The organism is Macellibacteroides fermentans, assembly GCF_013409575.1.
In the GTDB taxonomy this organism is placed as follows: Bacteria; Bacteroidota; Bacteroidia; order Bacteroidales; family Tannerellaceae; genus Macellibacteroides; species Macellibacteroides fermentans.
Map to the genome: position 1 here is coordinate 910213 of NZ_JACCCY010000002.1, position 19788 is coordinate 930000.

Annotated in this window: 13 protein-coding genes, 2 tRNA genes, 2 rRNA genes and 1 pseudogene (1 of these 18 only partly in view); 15 read left to right on the forward strand and 3 right to left on the reverse strand. The window is 41.2% G+C overall.

The annotated features are described in order from the left end of the window. Nucleotides 1–3 precede the first annotated feature (3 nt). The 4 genes from F5613_RS08740 to F5613_RS08755 all read left to right on the forward strand — a co-directional run bounded on the left by F5613_RS08740 (nt 4) and on the right by F5613_RS08755 (nt 8638). A complete protein-coding gene (locus F5613_RS08740; protein ID WP_179399445.1) occupies nt 4–1605 on the forward strand; it encodes a RagB/SusD family nutrient uptake outer membrane protein in 1602 nt (533 codons plus the stop codon). A gap of 177 nt (nt 1606–1782) precedes the next feature. After that, the gene (locus tag F5613_RS08745) at nt 1783–4053 is read left to right on the forward strand and encodes a GH92 family glycosyl hydrolase (RefSeq protein WP_394353459.1); all 2271 of its coding nucleotides are present in this window, start codon (nt 1783–1785) and stop codon (nt 4051–4053) included. 7 nt (nt 4054–4060) lie between these two features. Next, nucleotides 4061–6325 carry a GH92 family glycosyl hydrolase gene (locus F5613_RS08750; protein ID WP_179399446.1) on the forward strand — a complete coding sequence of 755 codons (2265 nt, stop codon included), beginning with the start codon at nt 4061–4063 and terminating at the stop codon, nt 6323–6325. A 27-nt stretch (nt 6326–6352) separates the two neighbouring features. Beyond that, entirely contained in the window at nt 6353–8638 is a 2286-nt protein-coding gene (locus tag F5613_RS08755) for a GH92 family glycosyl hydrolase (RefSeq protein ID WP_079684568.1), read from the forward strand. Nucleotides 8639–8670: 32 nt separating this feature from the next. On the opposite strand, the gene F5613_RS08760 is transcribed toward F5613_RS08755, so the two are convergent. Further along, the gene (locus tag F5613_RS08760) at nt 8671–8955 is read right to left on the reverse strand and encodes a hypothetical protein (RefSeq protein WP_179399447.1); all 285 of its coding nucleotides are present in this window, start codon (nt 8953–8955) and stop codon (nt 8671–8673) included. A gap of 155 nt (nt 8956–9110) precedes the next feature. Here F5613_RS08760 and ltrA point away from each other — a divergent pair. The 3 genes and pseudogenes from ltrA to F5613_RS08775 all read left to right on the forward strand — a co-directional run bounded on the left by ltrA (nt 9111) and on the right by F5613_RS08775 (nt 12097). Continuing rightward, nucleotides 9111–10517 (forward strand): annotated as a pseudogene (ltrA, locus tag F5613_RS08765) (group II intron reverse transcriptase/maturase). 153 nt (nt 10518–10670) lie between these two features. Beyond that, a complete protein-coding gene (locus F5613_RS08770) occupies nt 10671–11573 on the forward strand; it encodes a DUF3667 domain-containing protein (protein WP_179399448.1) in 903 nt (300 codons plus the stop codon). 23 nt (nt 11574–11596) lie between these two features. Then, nucleotides 11597–12097 carry a hypothetical protein gene (locus F5613_RS08775; protein WP_179399449.1) on the forward strand — a complete coding sequence of 167 codons (501 nt, stop codon included), beginning with the start codon at nt 11597–11599 and terminating at the stop codon, nt 12095–12097. Here F5613_RS08775 and F5613_RS08780 read toward each other — a convergent pair. Then, nucleotides 12056–13225 carry an IS4 family transposase gene (locus tag F5613_RS08780; protein ID WP_179398827.1) on the reverse strand — a complete coding sequence of 390 codons (1170 nt, stop codon included), beginning with the start codon at nt 13223–13225 and terminating at the stop codon, nt 12056–12058. The genes F5613_RS08775 and F5613_RS08780 overlap by 42 nt on opposite strands. 138 nt (nt 13226–13363) lie before the next feature. On the opposite strand from F5613_RS08780, the gene F5613_RS08785 reads away from it, so the two are divergent. From F5613_RS08785 to F5613_RS08795, 3 genes are all read left to right on the forward strand, one after another. Continuing rightward, a complete protein-coding gene (locus F5613_RS08785) occupies nt 13364–14074 on the forward strand; it encodes a DUF362 domain-containing protein (RefSeq protein ID WP_179399450.1) in 711 nt (236 codons plus the stop codon). 3 nt (nt 14075–14077) lie between these two features. After that, nucleotides 14078–14848 (forward strand): DUF6599 family protein, encoded by a 771-nt coding sequence (locus F5613_RS08790; RefSeq protein WP_179399451.1) that lies wholly within the window; start codon nt 14078–14080, stop codon nt 14846–14848. Nucleotides 14849–15125: 277 nt separating this feature from the next. After that, the gene (locus F5613_RS08795) at nt 15126–15590 is read left to right on the forward strand and encodes a nucleoside deaminase (protein WP_179399452.1); all 465 of its coding nucleotides are present in this window, start codon (nt 15126–15128) and stop codon (nt 15588–15590) included. A gap of 33 nt (nt 15591–15623) precedes the next feature. Here F5613_RS08795 and F5613_RS08800 read toward each other — a convergent pair whose 3' ends face one another. Then, nucleotides 15624–16151 (reverse strand): GNAT family N-acetyltransferase, encoded by a 528-nt coding sequence (locus tag F5613_RS08800; RefSeq protein WP_179399453.1) that lies wholly within the window; start codon nt 16149–16151, stop codon nt 15624–15626. Nucleotides 16152–16301: 150 nt separating this feature from the next. Between F5613_RS08800 and F5613_RS08805 the strand changes: the two genes are divergently transcribed. The 5 genes from F5613_RS08805 to F5613_RS08825 form a co-directional block, all read left to right on the forward strand. Next, on the forward strand, nt 16302–16604 hold the full coding sequence (locus F5613_RS08805; protein ID WP_079684574.1) for a rhodanese-like domain-containing protein: 303 nt from the start codon (nt 16302–16304) through the stop codon (nt 16602–16604). A gap of 470 nt (nt 16605–17074) precedes the next feature. Further along, nucleotides 17075–18601, forward strand: a 16S ribosomal RNA gene (locus F5613_RS08810). Between the two features lie 215 nt (nt 18602–18816). After that, nucleotides 18817–18890, forward strand: a tRNA-Ile gene (locus F5613_RS08815). A gap of 13 nt (nt 18891–18903) precedes the next feature. Further along, nucleotides 18904–18977 (forward strand) — tRNA-Ala (locus F5613_RS08820). A 139-nt stretch (nt 18978–19116) separates the two neighbouring features. After that, nucleotides 19117–19788 (forward strand): 23S ribosomal RNA (locus F5613_RS08825) (it continues 2211 nt past the right edge of the window). Together the 16S and 23S rRNA genes with 2 tRNA genes alongside form the textbook arrangement of a ribosomal RNA operon.

Here is a 19788-nt window from a genome sequence, read left to right on the forward strand (position 1 = left end):
GAAATGAAAAAGATATTTTTTGGATTAATGTGTGTGGGTTTACTGAATGTGTCTACCTCTTGTAGCGACTTTCTTGAAGAAAAACCCAAAAGTGAAATGAGTACCGGACAGAACTTTTCTGCTCCTTCTCACGCTTACAATGCCGTTAACGCTTTGTACCGTAAAGGTGCTCCTGAATTTTACGGAAATGGTGGTGTTTATATGCCTTCTACTGTAACTTTAGGTGGATATTTGTCCGGTTTTTTTGATAATGAATATAAAGGACAAGAGGTTGTTGCCGACTATAGTCAGAAATTGTCTATAACATCAAAGAACATCGCCGGAACGATGGATGGCGTTTGGGATGGTTGCTATGGTGCAATTTCACGTGCAAATACGGCTATCAAGTATATTGATAAGACTCCGGATTTACAGCAATCTGAAATTACAACTTTATTAGGCGAGGCTAAATTCTTCCGTGCTTTCAACTATTTTTATTTGGTTAAATTCTTCGGCGATGTACCTTTGATTACAGAACCGTATGAATCGTCTGAAAATATGTATGTTACACGAACCGCTTCTGCAGAAGTTTATGCGCTGATTGTAAAAGACCTGAAGGATGCTGTTGCCAGTCTTCCCAACGAAGCATTTACAAACAATAAACATCGTATTACCAAAAATACAGCCGAAACGCTTTTGGCAGATGTTTATTTAAATATGAGCGGTTTCCCACTTCAATCTAATCAATACGCTGCTGCAGCAACTGCTGCACGTAACGTAATCAATAGCGGTAAACACAAATTGATTGAGAATGGTGCTACTCCTGAAACAAGTGCTTACAATGTAATGCGTACAGAAGATAACAATATCGAGTATGTTTACACGTATGAGTCGGATGCTAGTATTTCAACGAATGCCCGTCCGCAGATTTCAATGCCTAACGTAGCTGCTACATGGGGTATTTTCAAGTATTCAATTACGAATAACGCTTATCGTCCGGTTAAACAGTATTTGAATGTGTACGACCGCGAGAAGGATTTACGTATCCAGGAGCGCCAGTTCTTCCATACTACTTATACATATGAAAAGGATGGCCAGACTATTACGAAAGTATTCCCTGAAAACGCATCTCCGGCACCTTGGTTGTGGTACGACGAATCGTCAATGCTTTCTACAGGTAAATGTGGAAAGGACCTGGCTGTTTATCGTTATGCTGAAGTATTATTGATTGCGGCAGAAGCCATTGCTCAATCGGAAGGTGTTACTGCCGAGGCTGTGAAATACCTGACTGATGTTCGTGCAAGAGCTTATACTACTACAAGCCGTTCTGCTATAGAAGCTTCTCTTACCGGTTTATCTAAAGAGGCATTTGTTCAGCAGGTATGGATTGAACGTATGCGTGAACTTCCATTGGAAATGCGTATCTGGTCTGATATTCAACGTACACGTATGTATCCTAAAACTTCGGATAGTGCACCTGGTACTGTAACCTTCGTTAATGTGGTTGGAGCAGTAAACCCATGGGGACAAACTTTCCAAACAAAGCATCTGTTATGGCCAATCTCTGATAATGAAATGCAACGTAATCCTTCGTTGGTTCAGAATCCCGGTTATGAAAATGATTAAGATTTAATAAAGAAAAGGTCCGGGTAGATAACCCGGGCCTTTTTTTATTGTTTTTTGACAGTTTCCGGGTATTATAGCCTCTGTATATTCACCTCTTTTTAGTTACTTTGTAAATTATTGCAACCAATATTAATTCTTATGATGAAGAGTAAAAATGCTTGTGCAGTGGTTCTTGCGATGGCTTTAAGCTGGATCGGGAAACCTGCAGTAGCTTCAGTGACTGAAGCCGTATTTGACCCCGTCGAGTATGTTAATCCGTTGATCGGAACGCAATCGACATTCCAATTATCTACAGGGAATACCTATCCTGCAATTGCCCGTCCCTGGGGTATGAACTTCTGGATGCCTCAGACAGGCAAAATGGGTGATGGATGGGCCTATGTTTATACCGAAAACAAGATTCGTGGCTTTAAGCAGACACATCAGCCAAGTCCATGGATCAATGATTACGGTCAGTTTGCCATCATGCCTGTGGTAGGTGCTCCTGCTTTTGATCAGGATAAACGGGCCAGTTGGTTTTCTCATAAATCGGAAGTAGCTAAACCGTACTATTACAAAGTATATTTGGCTGAACATGATGTAGTGACTGAAATTACTCCTACAGAACGTGCCGCTATGTTTCGGTTTACATTTCCACAAAGCGATAGTTCGTATGTGGTGATTGATGCTCTTGATAAGGGTTCATATGTTAAGATTTTACCAAACGAAAATAAAATTATCGGCTATACAACCAAAAACAGTGGAGGTGTTCCTGCCAACTTTAAAAATTACTTTGTTATAACATTCGATAAACCGTTTACATACGAATATACATTTGCAGACGGTGCTTTGAAAAATGATAAAGAACAAAAATCAAACCACGTAGGTGCGGTTATTGGTTTTAAAACAAAAAAGGGTGAAGTGGTACATGCAAAAGTTGCTTCCTCATTTATTAGTTTTGATCAGGCGGATCTTAACCTTAAAGAGTTAGGAAGTAACAGTTTTGATGCCGTAGCTGCTCAGGGAAAAGCCGAGTGGAATAAAGTTTTGAGTAAAATAGAAGTAGAAGGTGGAACATTAGATCAATATCGTACCTTTTATTCCTGTATGTATCGTTCGCTTCTTTTCCCACGTAAGTTTCACGAAATTGATGCTGCCGGAAAGGTTATGCACTATAGCCCTTACAACGGCGAGGTACTGCCTGGCTATATGTATACTGATACGGGATTTTGGGATACATTCCGTTGTCTGTTCCCCTTCCTTAACATGATGTTCCCCTCTGTAAATAAAGAGATGCAGGAAGGTCTGATCAATACGTATAAAGAAAGTGGATTTTTCCCCGAATGGGCGAGCCCGGGTCACCGCGGTTGTATGGTTGGAAACAACTCTGCGTCTATTTTGGTTGATGCTTACATGAAAGGGGTGAAGGTAGACGACCTGGAAACTCTTTACAGCGGACTTATCCACGGTACAGAAAATGTTCACCCAAAGGTTTCTTCAACAGGTAGACTTGGTCACGAGTATTACAACAAGCTTGGTTATGTGCCGTACGATGTGAAGATTAATGAAAATGCTGCTCGTACGCTGGAATATGCTTATAATGACTGGTGTATTTATAAATTGGCTAAAGATCTGAAACGTCCCAAAAAGGAAGTTGATTTATATGCCAAACGTGCAATGAATTATAAGAATCTCTACGATAAGGAAACCAAACTTATGCGCGGTAAAAATGCCGATGGTAAATTTATGTCTCCTTTCTCTCCTTTGAAATGGGGGGATGCTTTTACCGAAGGTAACAGCTGGCATTATACTTGGTCTGTATTCCATGATCCACAGGGATTGATCGACTTGATGGGTGGTAAAAAAGACTTTGTTCAGATGCTTGATTCTGTATTTGCCGTACCTCCTGTTTTCGACGATAGCTATTATGGTGGAGTAATTCATGAGATCCGGGAGATGCAGATTATGAACATGGGTAACTATGCGCATGGAAATCAGCCTATTCAGCATATGATTTATATGTATAACTATGCTGGAGAACCATGGAAAGCCCAGTATTGGTTGCGTGAAGTGATGAACAGAATGTATACTTGTAATCCGGATGGGTATTGTGGTGACGAAGATAATGGTCAGACTTCTGCCTGGTATGTGTTTTCTGCATTGGGATTTTATCCGGTATGTCCTGGTACGGACGAATATGTGATGGGGGCTCCATTGTTTAAAAAAGCGACTATTACTTTTGAAAATGGAAATAAAATGGTGATTAATGCTCCTGAAAACAATGCGAAGACTCGTTACATAGAATCGATGACTCTGAACGGTAAAAACTATACTAAAAATTACCTGAAACATGCTGATTTGCAAAATGGAGGAGAAATAAATATCCGTATGAGTGAAACTCCAAATAAACAAAGAGGTATTCAGACTTCAGATTTTCCATATTCATTCTCTGTAAATGAGAAAAAATAAATAGATAATGAAATTATTCAGTAGTAAGGTTATGTCAGGCATCTTTGTATGCCTGACATTCTTTTCTTTCTCCTGTTCAGTTAAGGAGAAAGCCGAGGTTAAGGATTATGTATCTTATGTGGATCCGTATATCGGATCCGGAGCGCACGGCCATGTATTTGTAGGTGCCAATGTTCCTTTTGGAGCTGTTCAGGTTGGTCCGCAGAATATTCATAAGGGCTGGGACTGGTGTTCGGGGTACCATTATTCGGATAGTGTGATTATTGGATTCTCTCACACACACTTAAGTGGGACCGGGTGTGCCGATTTAGGCGATATTTTATTGATGCCTTATACGGGAACTGTAAGAACGGCCCGTGGTGAGCAAGATAATATTGAAGGGAGTTGTTCTTCTTATTACAAGCACGAGAATGAAATTGTTACACCTGGTTTCTATTCCTTGTTGATGGATAATGGAGTGAAAGCAGAGCTTACCGCAACCGAACGTGTGGCCATGCACCGCTATACTTTTCCTAAAGAAGAAGCACATATTCTTATTAATCTGAAGGAAGGAAATGGCGACAATGCGTATGATACTTACCTGAAGCAGTTGGACGAATTTACAATCGAAGGATATCGTTTTTCCAAAGGATGGAGCCCGCAACACAAGGTTTTCTTTACCTTAAAGTGCGACCAGCCTATGAAGGTTTTGCAACTTTTTAACGATGATGAACCTGCGGCTGAGGGCACTTTGACTGGTCCTGCAGTAAAGGGCGTGATTTCATTCGAAAAGAATCCGGAATCTGTATTGATTAAGGTTGCCATTTCTTCAGTTAGTTGTGCCAATGCTAAAGCAAATATGGAATCAGAATTGGCTCACTGGGATTTCGATCAGGTAAAACTAAATGCCAAAACAGTTTGGAACGAAGCGTTGTCTTGTATCGATGTCGATACAAAAGACGAACGTGCGAAGAAAATATTTTATACCTCTTTGTATCATACATTTATTGCTCCAACTTTATACTGTGACGTGAATGGAGATTTCCGCGGACATAATGATTCGGTTTATACCAATGTTAGCTGGAAGAATTATTCTACTTTCTCACTTTGGGATACATATCGTACGTTGAATCCATTATTTACAGTTATCAAGCCTGATATGGTAGGGGATATGATTAATTCATATCTTGGTATTTATGATCAACAGGGTAAACTTCCTATCTGGCCTTTGGTTGGAGGTGAAACGGAGTGTATGCCTGGTTACAGTGCAATCCCGGTTATTGCCGATGCTTATTTGAAAGGATTATCCGGCTTTGATGCAGAGAGGGCGATGAATGCCATGCTTGTGTCTTCTACATACCCCAAGCAGAAAGGAGTTCCTTATGTAATGGAACTAGGCTATATTCCCTGCGATAAGTTACATGAAGCAACTTCGGTGGCTATGGAATATGCTGTGGGAGACTGGGGTATTGCACAGATGGCCAAAAAGATGGGTAAGGATTCTGTATACAACGAATATCTGAAAAGAGGAAAATACTATACACAATACTTTGATAAGGATATAAATTACATCCGTCCGAAAAATTCTGCCGGGAAATGGACTGCTCCTTATGATCCTTTTTTGTCTGTTCATGGAACAGGTGATTTTTGTGAGGGTACCGGCTGGCAGTATACTTTTTTTGTTCCGCAACACCCTGAAGGTCTCATTGAGTTGTTTGGCGGCGACGAACCTTTTATATCCAAATTAGACTCTCTGTTTGTTGCAGAAGGCGATATGGGTGAAGGCTATTCGGCCGATATAACCGGACTGATTGGTCAGTATGCTCATGGAAATGAGCCTAGTCACCATGTCGCATATTTATATCCGTATGCCGGCGAGCAGTGGAAAACAGCTAAAATGGTTAGATATATTCAAAATGAATTCTATACGGATGCTCCGGATGGTATTATAGGAAACGAAGATTGCGGACAGATGTCGGCCTGGCATATCATGTCGGCATTAGGATTCTATCAGGTAAATCCTTCTAATGGTGTATTTGTATTTGGTAGTCCGTTGTTCGACAAAGCCTCGGTTACACTACTCGGTGGAAAACGTTTCGAAGTGGTAACAGAAAACAATTCGAAAGAAAATATCTATATTCAATCGGTAACTTTGAACGGCAAACCATATGAAAAATCCTATATTCTTTATCAGGATATAATGAATGGTGGTACACTCAAATTTGTAATGGGTAACCAGCCTAACAAAGAATTTGGTAAAGATGTAGCAAACCGTCCGGTTACAGCTATCTAATTTTATTTAACTCAAACGCATAACAGTATGAATAGTAATTTCGTAAAAAAAGGTTGGAATTTGCTGCTGGCAACGATACTGCTAACGGGATGTCAGACTAACGGAATTGGTAATTACTCGGAAGAGTTATCCAAAGAGCCGGTCGACTTTGTAAATCCCTATATGGGAAATATAAGTCACCTGCTGGTGCCTACCTATCCAACGGTACATTTACCTAACAGTATGTTGCGTGTGTACCCGGAACGGGGTGATTTTACAGGCGACCGTTTATATGGCTTACCTCTTATCGTTACCAGTCACCGGGGTAATTCTGCATTTAACCTGAGTCCTTTTCAAGGGAATCCGGAAGAAATGAAACAGGTTATCAGCTATAGTTACGATCAGGAAAAGATTGATCCTTATCGTTATCGTGTATTCTTGGATGAAGTGAACATGGATGTGGATTTTGCCCCGTCATTTCAATCTGCCTTGTATTCAATCACTTTTGGAAACAAAGCTCCAAATTACCTTATCTTCAATACGCGTAATGGAGAGTTGATTGCTGAGGGTAATAGTGTGAGTGGTTTTCAATACGTAGATCAGAAGACGAGGATTTACATATATGCTGAAACAAACCGTTTCCCGGAAAAGACAGGTACGCTTATAGCTGATAGTTTAACGTTCGGTCAGACAAAGGCCGTTGGACGCAATGCTGCTTTAGTATTGGCTTACGGTGAAAAAGAGCAAAATATAGGTCTTCGATATGGTATTTCATTTATAAGTACTGAGCAGGCTAAAAAGAACCTTCAAAGAGAAATTACTGCTTACGATGTAGATGTGGTAGCTAAAGCTGGTCGCAATGAATGGAACAAATCATTGAGCAAGATCAAAGTGTCCGGTGGAACAGACGATGAAAAAACGATTTTTTATACGTCTTTGTACCGTACCTATGAACGAATGATTTGCATTTCAGAAGATGGAAAGTATTACAGTGCTACAGATGGTCAGATTCATGAGGATGGAGGGATGCCTTTCTATACTGATGATTGGATTTGGGATACATACCGGGCCACACATCCATTACGTGTGCTGATTGAACCCCAGAAAGAACTGGCCATGGTGTCCTCTTATATACGGATGGCACAGCAGTCTCCCGAAGGATGGATGCCTACTTTTCCTGAAGTAACCGGCGATAGTCACCGTATGAATGGAAACCATGCGGTTGCCGTAATTTGGGATGCATATTGTAAAGGTCTGACCGGTTTTGATTTATTAGCTGCTTATGAGGCATGCAAGAGCGCTATAATGGAGGAGACACTTGCTCCATGGGTTCGTGCTAAAGCGAGTGAATTGGATGATTTCTATAAAAAGGAGGGATATTTTCCTGCTTTGCATCCGGGTGAGCCTGAGACTAGCAAATCTGTACATCCTTTTGAAAATCGCCAGGTTATTGCTGTTACCCTGGGTGCAAGCTACGACGACTGGTGTCTGTCACAAATTGCCAAAGCATTAGGAAAGACGGACGATTACAATTATTTTCTGAAAAGATCCTATAACTATCGGAATGTGTTTAATAAAGAAACATCCTTTTTCCATCCTAAAGATAAAAATGGGAAGTTTATTATGCCTTTCGATTATGTATTTTCGGGCGGTCAGGGTGCACGCGCGTATTATGGCGAAAATAATGCATGGGTATATCGTTGGGATGTACAGCATAATGTTGGCGACTTGGTAACTTTGATGGGGGGACAAGAGAATTTCGTTCAGAATCTGGATCAGATGTTTAATGAACCTCTTGGCAAAAGTAAATTTGAGTTTTACCGTGTTTTGCCTGATCATACCGGAAATGTAGGTCAATTCTCTATGGCTAATGAACCTAGTCTTCATATTCCTTATCTGTATAACTATGCCGGACAGCCTTGGAAAACTCAAAAGCGAATCCGTAAATTGATTCAGGAATGGTTCCGGAACGACCTGATGGGAGTGCCAGGAGATGAAGATGGTGGTGGTATGTCGGCATTTGTAGCCTTTTCGCAGATGGGATTCTATCCAGTTACCCCGGGTTCTCCTACCTATAATATTGGAAGTCCGGTTTTCACGAATGTAATTTTGGATTTAGGTAATGGGCATACTTTCGAGATAAAGGCGGAAAATTGTTCGGATGATAATAAGTATATTCAGTCGGCCATGCTGAATGGGAAACCATTAAATCAACCTTGGTTCAATCATAAAGATATTGCCAATGGTGGTGTATTGGAATTAAAAATGGGAGATAAAGCAAATAAAGAATGGGGTGCTAAATTACCACCTCCTTCTGCCGAAAAGATAAACTAACATTTATATTCCTTTCATTTTATCCCCCGTATCTAATAGATATGGGGGATTTTGTTGTTCGCCCAGCACGAACGTATTCTAACGGGTGTAAGTCCCCAACGCGCCCTAACAGCGGGAAGCGTCCAGCCAACGACAAGGGTGTTCATCGCGAGGTGTAATCTGAAGGAAGTCTTCGGCAAAGATCTGGCCTGACGAACAGAAACTTGATACCAAGGCTCACGAGTGTGGATTAGTTTGCAATACAAAACAAAGTCCGATAGCTGTTCGGAACACTTGGAGTAAATCAAGCAGGTATAAGATTGAAAGAATACGTCCATAACTGGGGAGATCTCACGGGCGAGGTCATCCGAGCAGTAACAACGAACCGTGAGAAGTCAGCAGAGGTCATAGTAACCGGGAAGGGAAAAAAAACATCGACAACCTGGTGAAGGACTGAACTTTAATTAAACTGGAATTATTACATTATTACCAAATGGAAGAAACAATGCAGCAAACAACAGAATCTGTTGGCTGCCATCAGATGAATAGGACGGAATCCGAAGGGTATGATGGAGCGCAGACTTTAATGAGGATAATAGGTGAGAACCTAGTGGAAGTGCAGACAGGCACAACCAATTTGTTGGAACTTATCCTGAGTCCCGAAAACTTAAATCGATCTTATCGGCAAGTAATAGGGAATGACGGATCCGGAGGTGTCGATAAGATGGGAACGAGCGAACTGTTGCCATACCTGAACCTCCACAAAGACGAATTGATAGAGCAACTACAAAAGGGTAAGTACCGGCCCAATCCGGTCCGTCGTGTCGATATCCCCAAGGACAACGGCAAGGCACGTCAACTCGGTATCCCTACGGTTGTTGACCGGTTCATCCAACAGGCTATAAGCCAAGTGTTGATACCGATATACGAACGAGAGTTCAATGATAACAGTTTTGGCTTCCGCCCAAACCGCAGCGCCCACGATGCGCTGAAGCGGGTACAGGAGTATGCTGACAATGGGTATCATTACTGCATAAACCTAGACTTGGAGCGATTCTTCGATACAGTAAACCATAGCAAGCTTATAGAGGTGTTGTCACGTACAATCAAGGATGGACGGGTAATTTCACTTATCCATCACTATCTCAAAGCGGGCGTAATGGTTGCTCATAAGTATGAATCAACCGAGGAGGGGGTTCCTCAAGGGGGTCCGTTAAGCCCGATTCTAAGCAATATCTTGCTGAATGAGCTTGATAAAGAGTTATCTCGCCGAGGTCATCCATTTGTCCGCTACGCAGACGACTGTCTGATTTTGGTTAAAAGCAAGCGTGCCACAGAGCGAGTACGAGACAGTATATCCACCTATTTAGAGAAGAAACTCTTCCTTAAAGTGAATATGGAAAAGACCATCATTAGAGATGTTCGAGGCATGAAATACCTTGGCTACTCATTCTACTGAAGGTCCAAAGGCAAGTGCGGTCTACGCACCCACCGTACAAGTCAAGATAAGTTCAAACGCACGCTCAAACAAATAACCAAACGAAACAATGGAAAAGGTTATGCATGGCTAAAGCAACGATTGTCACAATACGTACGAGGCTGGCTAACTTACTACAGTTTAGCAGACATGAACCAATTTATCCAAAAGACGGATGGTTGGTATCGTCGCAGGCTAAGGACGTATATATGGAAGAGTTGGAAGAAAATCAGCACCAAATCACATAATCTCCAGAAATGTGGTATAAACAAACATCAGGCTTGGCAATGGGCTAATACCCGTAAAGGATACTGGCACATAGCCAACAGCTGGGTGCTGCATCGGGCAATTACAGATGAGAGTCTTGACCGAGCAGGTTATCCACAAATAATGAGATTATATCGCCGTCTGCATCGTAATTAAAGAACCGCCGTATGCCGAACGGCATGTACGGTGGTGGGAGAGGTCGGAAAACAAAAGAAGGAAGAAAACTACTTTTGTTTTCCTCCTACTCGATTGTAATATAAATTATTTATTTACTTTTGTTTTCTCTTAAATACTTATGTTTGCTCACTTATGGATATCCATCGAACAAAGGCTTATGTGCGTTTGCATAGCAGAAAAAACCAAAAAGGGAAGATTCTGCCAGTATATACTAATAAAGATGTACACGTATGTGCTAATTGCAGCGTAGTTTATGAAGGATTGTTTTGTAATAACTGTGGCCAAAGTTGCCACACAGAGAAGTTTACCTATAAATCTGTTATCAAGAATTTTTTTGGAGGATTGACCAATATCGATCAAGGTTTCTTCTTTTCTATCAAAGAGCTTTTTATCAGGCCGGGATATATGGTGAGGGATTACATTGGAGGCAGGCGTGTACTTTATTTTCGTCCGCTTCAGATGTTGTTTGTGTTGGGAGCCATCTATATGTTAATGGTGCAAGCGATTGATCCGGCATCACTTAAGGAAGCTCCGGTATCGGTGGCAAAAGAATTGGAACTGGAGTGGGGAGGTAGGAATTTATTTAAATGGGTTACAGATTCTCCGTTTATCCAATCGGTTTATGGTGTTATAAAAACACTTTTTTCCAGCAATAAAGCGCTTGAAATTGTATGTACACTTCCTTTTTTAGCATTGGCTACACAGTGGGCTTTCCGTAAAAGGGTAAATAAAGTTCATTACAATTTGGTTGAGCTTTTTTTTGTTAGAACGTATGCTGCATCCCAATTGTTAATTGTTTCTATGATTATGCTCCCATTTACTGGTGATGCAAGTAAAGGAACTCCCTGGTGGCTTGATTTTATTTTTTCAGTTTGGATATACAGCCAGCTATTTAATACTAAATTGTCGACTACCGTAAAGCGTACCGTTTTGATGTATTTATATGCAGGTGTACTGATAGTTGCTTTTGTGGTTTTGGCTTTGGCTTTTGTGGTTGTATTAGCTTGGACTTTAGATTTATATAAAGTGAATTAGTTTTAATTTTAATTTAGACTACTATGCAACGACGTAATTTTTTTAAATCCATTGCCGCAACAGGATTGGGCGCAGCTTTAAGTCCTGTTATTAAATCGGCTCCGGTTTATACTGCCGATTCAGTCAAGCCCAAAACAAACATTGCAGAGGCAATGGCTGTTCCCAGAACCACCTTATCGATGCCCGGAAAATATCCTGGCAGGGTTGTAAAGGTAAATAATGCAAATGCTGTGGTGGATGGTAAGCCTTCTGAAGAGGCTGCTTACGAGATGCTGAAGCGTTGCATGTTGGAACTTACAGGAGAACATGACCTTTCCAAAGCCTGGCTTCAATTTGTAGGACCGGAAGATGTGATTGGTATTAAGGTTAATCCTGTTGCCGGTAAATTATTAACTACCTCGCATGCTGTTACGCGTTCGATTGTAAAGCAATTGGAAGAGGCGGGTATAAACAGATCTAATATCACTAGTGTCCGGTTAAAACTACCAGATATTCAACTGGTTAGAACTATTCGGACTGGTTAAATTGTAATTTGTATTTATAAATAGCTCATTTATAGGCATTTTCTCAAACAAAGTCAAGCTGAAAATCTGCAATAAAGTGTAGAGCGGCGGCTCTAATTTCATTTTCTTTTTGACTATTGAGACAAGCAGATACATACAGATTGCTATCCATATTTGGGTGTACACTGCGTTTCTGCTGGTGCCATAAAAAGCTTTTATCCGAAGATGCTGTTTTATCCATTTGAAAAACAGTTCAATCTTCCATCGTTCTTTGTATAACTGAGCAATTGTAAAGGCTGGTAACTCTAAGTTATTCGTCAAGAAAACATAAATCTTGCCGGTTTCGGCATCTTGATATTTTATCCTCCTCAAATAGTCTGGATAATCTTTCTTGATGTAAAAGCCTGTCAGTTTTATAGATTGATCGTATTTGAGTCCGGTGGTCTTGTCCACCTTTCGACTATACACTCTTCTGGCAGCCATGTTATCCTTGGCCCTAGTCACGAAGAACGCGCGTTGTTCGTGGATGATAGTGTAGAACCGAAAGAAATCGACATAACCTTTGTCCATTACATAAATGGCACCAGGCTCGACTACGATATGTTCCATTACATTGACGTCGTGGCATAAACCATCCGTCAAATGTACAAATGTGGGTATGGAGCCCCGCAAGTCCAGCAACGTGTGCATTTTAACAGCACCTTTGTTTTTGCGAAACTTCGCCCATGGAAAAAGACTTAAGCACAAGTCGATGGTGCTGCTGTCCAAGGCGTACACCATGTTTTTGACATCAAGCTTGAACTCGTTATCCTTTTCATAAAGGTGTCGAGCCTCCTTGATCAGAACTTGTGCGTAGTCTGCATAAATTCGCCAATCCCGACTTTCGTTGGCCTCTGCCAATGTGGATTTAGGAACCGGCTGCTTTATGCCTGAATGATATAATTTATTGGAAAACGCTGTCAAGCAAGATTCGATGTCACGTAAACTTTCCCTATAGGTAAGTTGAGCAAAACCCATCACATAAAAGTGTTCCTTACAGGTAAAGTTCCTTACGCGATGGTTACCCTTGTACTTTTCAACACACTTGTTGAATTCATAAGTCGGTAAAAATGACATCAGTTGCGCGAAAACGGTTTTCCCTATATTCATGATTTACGGTATTTTTCGTAAATCTAGGTAATTTCCAATATTTTCAAATCGAAAAATTAAAGAACGTATTTGAAAGCCTTTATCAATGCGGGTTTCAGGAGTTTGTTAAAGTCCTTAACCGGACACTAGTGATCTAATATGATGATTTGGGATAGAAGGGAAATGCAGTTGCATGAGACTGGTTATACTGAAGATAATTATCCCGGAATTAAAATCAAGGGTACTGAATGTCAGGATGCACAGGGAGGTTTTATCAATAAGGATGGTAAGTTCTATAGTGAGGACCGTATTGATAAAAAGTGCTATTTCTTTGCAGATGTTGAAGGTGAATACGATGCATATACAATGCCTTATATGGTGAATGGAGGAAAGAATTCATACTTTACAAAAATTTGTACTGAAGATGTTACCAAGATTATTAATGTACCTGTATTGAAAAACGCTGGTAGTGCTGTAACGTTGTGTCTGAAGAATCTTGCCTTTGGCGCAATTACAAACACAGGGAGACTTCATCAGCAATTGTGGCATGAAACCTGTGCTTATGCATGTGCATTTTCTCCTTTACGTGATAAGGTTGTGCTTAATATAGTTGATGGCCTTATTGGTTGTTTTGATGGAGGTCCGTCAGCTAATCCCCAGTTTATGTGTAATTATAATACGTTGCTGGTTGGATCTGATCCGGTGGCGGTCGACCGCATCGGTCATGATATTGTTATAGCCAAACGAATTGAGGAGGGAATTCAAGTAAAAGATAAACCTGAGGCTATTCGATTTATGCATCTGGCTGAAGAGCTTAAACTAGGGATTGCCGACCGGAATAATATTTCACTTACAGAATTTAATGTATAGAAAATGAAAGAGAAAATAGGTTGTCTGATAGCTTTTTTCTTGATCCCGTTGTTTTTATATGCTCAACAGATAAAAGATGTTGAGGTAAAAAGAGAGCGAGTTTTTACAGGTGAAGGATTGTACGGATACATGAATGGTGGTGCTGATCTTTATCTTGAATATGGTGTGTATAAACTTACTGCAAGGGATTTGATTTACAAAGGAGAGGAGTATATGCTTGAAATATATGAATTACCTTCTCCTGAGGATGCCTTTGGAATATATTCTCTACATGTTTTTAAATGTATGCGTGCTGACACGCTGGGGTGTATAGATTGTTTATCGACATATCAGCTGCAGCGGGTTTCCGGGAACAAATATATTTCGCTTGTATTCCCAACAGGTTCTGCAGTTGCTAGAAATGAAGCTGATTCTTTATTGCGTTTGTTTGTATCTGAGAATGAGGAGAAACCTGCTATTCCTGATATATTAGATATAAAAGAGCCATTATCGGGAAACCTTAAATTTGCAAGGGGAAAATTATCGGCATCCAATGTGCAATCATCTTTATTTAATTTGCTCGATGGCGTTAAGATAAAAGCTCTCTGGCATCTATCCGGTAAGGCAACACGGGAAAACCGTGCGTTGATTTATCCGGAAGATAAAGTCAATATTAAACTGATAAAAAGCAGGATTCCAGATGAAGATGTGCTAATGACAGGCGAGAATTATATTTTTATCAAATGTAGAGAAGAAGAGTCGCCGGCTCAAAATAGCTCTCCATTTGGCTTTTAACATCCAATTGTATTCATTTCTGTGTTGCAGAACATATAATAATAATTTTATAGTCATAGGTAGATTGTTACCTTTGTAGTGATTGTTAATTTTTATTTTTGAGAAAATTTATTGAGACAATTAATCATTTTATTTATTGATTAAAGTTTTAAAGTTTAGGTTTAAATAAAAAAATCCGGTTCGTGAGAATCGGATTTTTTGTATTAATGGGGAGTTGCATCTATATTTGCAGCTCGTTTATGTATTAAATAGATTAAACGTAATAATCTGAATTTGAATGAAAGAAGAATTTATGAGAAGGGCCATCGCCCTGTCGGTCGACAATGTAAAGAATGGAGGAGGTCCTTTTGGTGCGGTTATCGTAAAAGATAATGAAATCATTGCTACTGGAGTAAACCGGGTTACAGCCTCCTGTGATCCAACGGCTCATGCAGAAGTAAGCGCTATTCGTAATGCATCAGCAAAGTTGGGAACATTTAATTTAAGCGGTTGCGAAATTTATACTTCATGCGAACCTTGCCCCATGTGTCTCGGTGCTATCTATTGGGCCAGATTGGATAAGATTTATTATTCCAACACTAAAGAAGATGCAAAGGATATTGCTTTCGATGATTCGTTTATATATGAAGAAATTGCGCTGGAACCTTCGGATAGGAAATTACCTTCCGAATCTCTTCTTAGAAATGAGGCAATAAAGGCTTTTCAAGCATGGGCTTCAAAGGACGATAAGGTGTCTTATTAGAAAGATATTAGCTGTTTTTGATATTAGAATGGTTCAGATTATTTTCTCATATAATCTGAACCATTTTAATCCATAATTTCCAAGTCCTAGGTCGACAGTGCCAGTGTATATGAATCCGTTTTTTTCGTATAACTTTATTGCAGGGATATTCTTTTCATAAACGTCTAGTCGAATAGTTTTTATGCCTGAATTTTTAGCAAATTCAATGCTGTAGTTGAGTAATGCGTTCCCTATTCCTTTTCCCATAAAATTGGGATGTACTACGAATGTACGTATCACGTAAATATTATCGTAGGTAGTTTCAACCAGCCAATCAGCATCATCGTATGCTTCTTCAGGTTGATGATTAAGAATTATAGATCCTGTAATTTTACCTTCAGAACGAGCCACGAACAGAGTCTTACTCCTTATTCCTTCTGTCGCATTCTTTCGCGTAGGATATATACCTTTAATCCATCCAGGATAATTGGTGTGCATCGATAAGTAATCGTTCAGGTTATTATATAGCAGTTCCAGTTCGTCTATATCGGAAGTAACGCCTAGTTCAAATATTAGATCCATTTTGTTATTTTATGCAAAGATATAATTTATATATTAAGATAGCTGTCTTGCTCGACGCATTTGATAAAACTTTAGACGACTTTCTACTGTTTGTTGTTTAATATATGCGAGTATGGTTTTAATAATATTAACAAACTTAATAATTAGGTGATGAAAGGACTTTTTAATAAAATATTTAAGTTACAAGATAATGTCGATTACCAATCTCTTCTTCAAGAAGGAGCTGTTGTGGTTGATGTGCGATCAAAAGAGGAATATATGGAAGGGCATATTCGAAACTCTTTGAATATTCCTCTTGATGTTTTAAATCGGAATATTGCTAAATTAGATAAAGAAAGTGTGATCATCACAGTTTGTCAAAGTGGGATTCGTAGTCGTAGTGCTGCAAATTTTCTAAAAGAAATCGGTTTCTCCCGGGTTTACAACGGAGGATCGTGGCATAATCTTCGTTAGGCAGTTTTCTTTTAATATATATAATGTACGCGAGGGAAAAAGGCTTTGCAAGGGGGTGTAAGTGGGGTGAAAAAAAGATTTGTAGTTAAGGTGCGGGATATCAGGGATTAAGGGAGATTGGGTGAAAATAGTTTAAAAAATAGTTTGCAAAAGGTTTGGAGTGTATGTTGTAAAGCACTACTTTTGTCCCCGCATTCAAGAGAGAACGGCACAATAAATAACAAAATGACAAAAACTTCCGAAAACATTTGGAAGATAAGAAATAAAGTTATTATCTTTGTACCCGCTTTCACTCTGAAAGTATAAACAAGAGTTCTTTGAAAGATTTACATATCAACAAAAAGTAGTACAAGAATTGAGAAGATCAGTGATGATTTTCTTGGACGTAAAGAATCAAAATTAATACCGTCAATTGTAAACTAATAATAGAAGGGAATTCTGAGCAAGAGATATTAAGACAAACAAATTATACAACGAAGAGTTTGATCCTGGCTCAGGATGAACGCTAGCGACAGGCTTAACACATGCAAGTCGAGGGGCAGCATAGAAGTAGCAATACTTTGGTGGCGACCGGCGCACGGGTGAGTAACGCGTATGCAACCTACCTATCAGAGGGGAATAACCCGGCGAAAGTCGGACTAATACCGCATAAAACAGGGGCACCGCATGGTGATATTTGTTAAAGAAATTCGCTGATAGATGGGCATGCGTTCCATTAGGTAGTTGGTGAGGTAACGGCTCACCAAGCCGACGATGGATAGGGGAACTGAGAGGTTGGTCCCCCACACTGGTACTGAGACACGGACCAGACTCCTACGGGAGGCAGCAGTGAGGAATATTGGTCAATGGGCGAGAGCCTGAACCAGCCAAGTCGCGTGAAGGAAGAAGGATCTATGGTTCGTAAACTTCTTTTGCAGGGGAATAAAGTGCAGGACGTGTCCTGTTTTGTATGTACCCTGAGAATAAGGATCGGCTAACTCCGTGCCAGCAGCCGCGGTAATACGGAGGATCCGAGCGTTATCCGGATTTATTGGGTTTAAAGGGTGCGTAGGTGGTTTGATAAGTCAGCGGTGAAAGTTTGCAGCTTAACTGTAAAAATGCCGTTGAAACTGTCGGACTTGAGTGTAAATGAGGTAGGCGGAATGCGTGGTGTAGCGGTGAAATGCATAGATATCACGCAGAACTCCGATTGCGAAGGCAGCTTACTAAGCTACAACTGACACTGAAGCACGAAAGCGTGGGGATCAAACAGGATTAGATACCCTGGTAGTCCACGCAGTAAACGATGATTACTAGCTGTTTGCGATACACAGTAAGCGGCACAGCGAAAGCGTTAAGTAATCCACCTGGGGAGTACGCCGGCAACGGTGAAACTCAAAGGAATTGACGGGGGCCCGCACAAGCGGAGGAACATGTGGTTTAATTCGATGATACGCGAGGAACCTTACCCGGGTTTGAACGTAGGGAGACAGGGGTGGAAACATCCTTTTCAGCAATGACTGCCTACGAGGTGCTGCATGGTTGTCGTCAGCTCGTGCCGTGAGGTGTCGGCTTAAGTGCCATAACGAGCGCAACCCTTATTTCCAGTTACTAACAGGTGAAGCTGAGGACTCTGGAGAGACTGCCAGCGTAAGCTGTGAGGAAGGTGGGGATGACGTCAAATCAGCACGGCCCTTACATCCGGGGCGACACACGTGTTACAATGGTAAGGACAAAGGGCAGCTACCGGGCGACCGGATGCGAATCTCTAAACCTTATCTCAGTTCGGATCGGAGTCTGCAACTCGACTCCGTGAAGCTGGATTCGCTAGTAATCGCGCATCAGCCATGGCGCGGTGAATACGTTCCCGGGCCTTGTACACACCGCCCGTCAAGCCATGGGAGCCGGGGGTACCTGAAGTTCGTAACCGCAAGGATCGACCTAGGGTAAAACTGGTGACTGGGGCTAAGTCGTAACAAGGTAGCCGTACCGGAAGGTGCGGCTGGAACACCTCCTTTCTGGAGCCTGAGTTCCCTTTTACGGTTTGCAAGGTATTAAGGAAGGAACAAACTTTATGTTCCTTGTACTACTGCTGTTTGATATGATAAACAATATATGATCTTATAAAACTGGGAAACCAGAAGAGAAACAAGAGGCTGAAGCGCCGCCCGGATATCTCCCTGCAAAGGAAGATGAACAAAAGGAAAGAGCTTCAGGCAAAGGTAAGAAAGCCAGTCCTATAGCTCAGTTGGTTAGAGCGCTACACTGATAATGTAGAGGTCGGCAGTTCAACTCTGCCTGGGACTACGAACGAAAAGACGGGGGATTAGCTCAGCTGGCTAGAGCATCTGCCTTGCACGCAGAGGGTCAACGGTTCGAATCCGTTATTCTCCACAACAACCGGAGCCGCAAGGCAAAGGTAAAAAGATCTTTGACATGATGGACAACAAAGCAATAAAGTAACAAAAAAAGAGCAAGCTTTAAAGATATATCAATCCGACACATGCCTTATGGCAATATATGTGCACGGAAAGAGAAAGTAAGCAAGGGCAGACGGTGGATGCCTTGGCTCTCGGAGGCGAAGAAGGACGTGATAAGCTGCGATAAGCGCGGGGGATGTGCAAATAACAATTGATCCCGCGATTTCCGAATGGGGCAACCCGGCAGGTTGAAGGCCTGTCATTCCGTAAGGAAGGCAAACGTGGGGAACTGAAACATCTAAGTACCCATAGGAGAAGAAAACAAAAGTGATTCCCCAAGTAGTGGCGAGCGAACGGGGAACAGCCCAAACCTATGCTGTTGAGGCAGTATAGGGGTTGTAGGACTACGATGTGGCAAGAAATTAGTAAAGTGGAACGTTTTGGAAAGAACGGCTATATAGGGTGACAGCCCCGTACACGACTTACTGACGAAGCCTAGTAGTATCCTGAGTAGCGCGGGACACGAGAAATCCTGTGTGAAACTGCGGGGCCCATCCCGTAAGGCTAAATACTCCCGAGAGACCGATAGCGAACCAGTACTGTGAAGGAAAGGTGAAAAGAACCTCGAACAGAGGAGTGAAATAGACCCTGAAACCGTCTGCCTACAAGCGGTCGGAGCATCTATAGGATGTGACGGCGTGCCTTTTGCATAATGAACCTACGAGTTACTGTCATTGGCAAGGTTAAGGACTTCAGGTCCGGAGCCGAAGCGAAAGCGAGTCTTA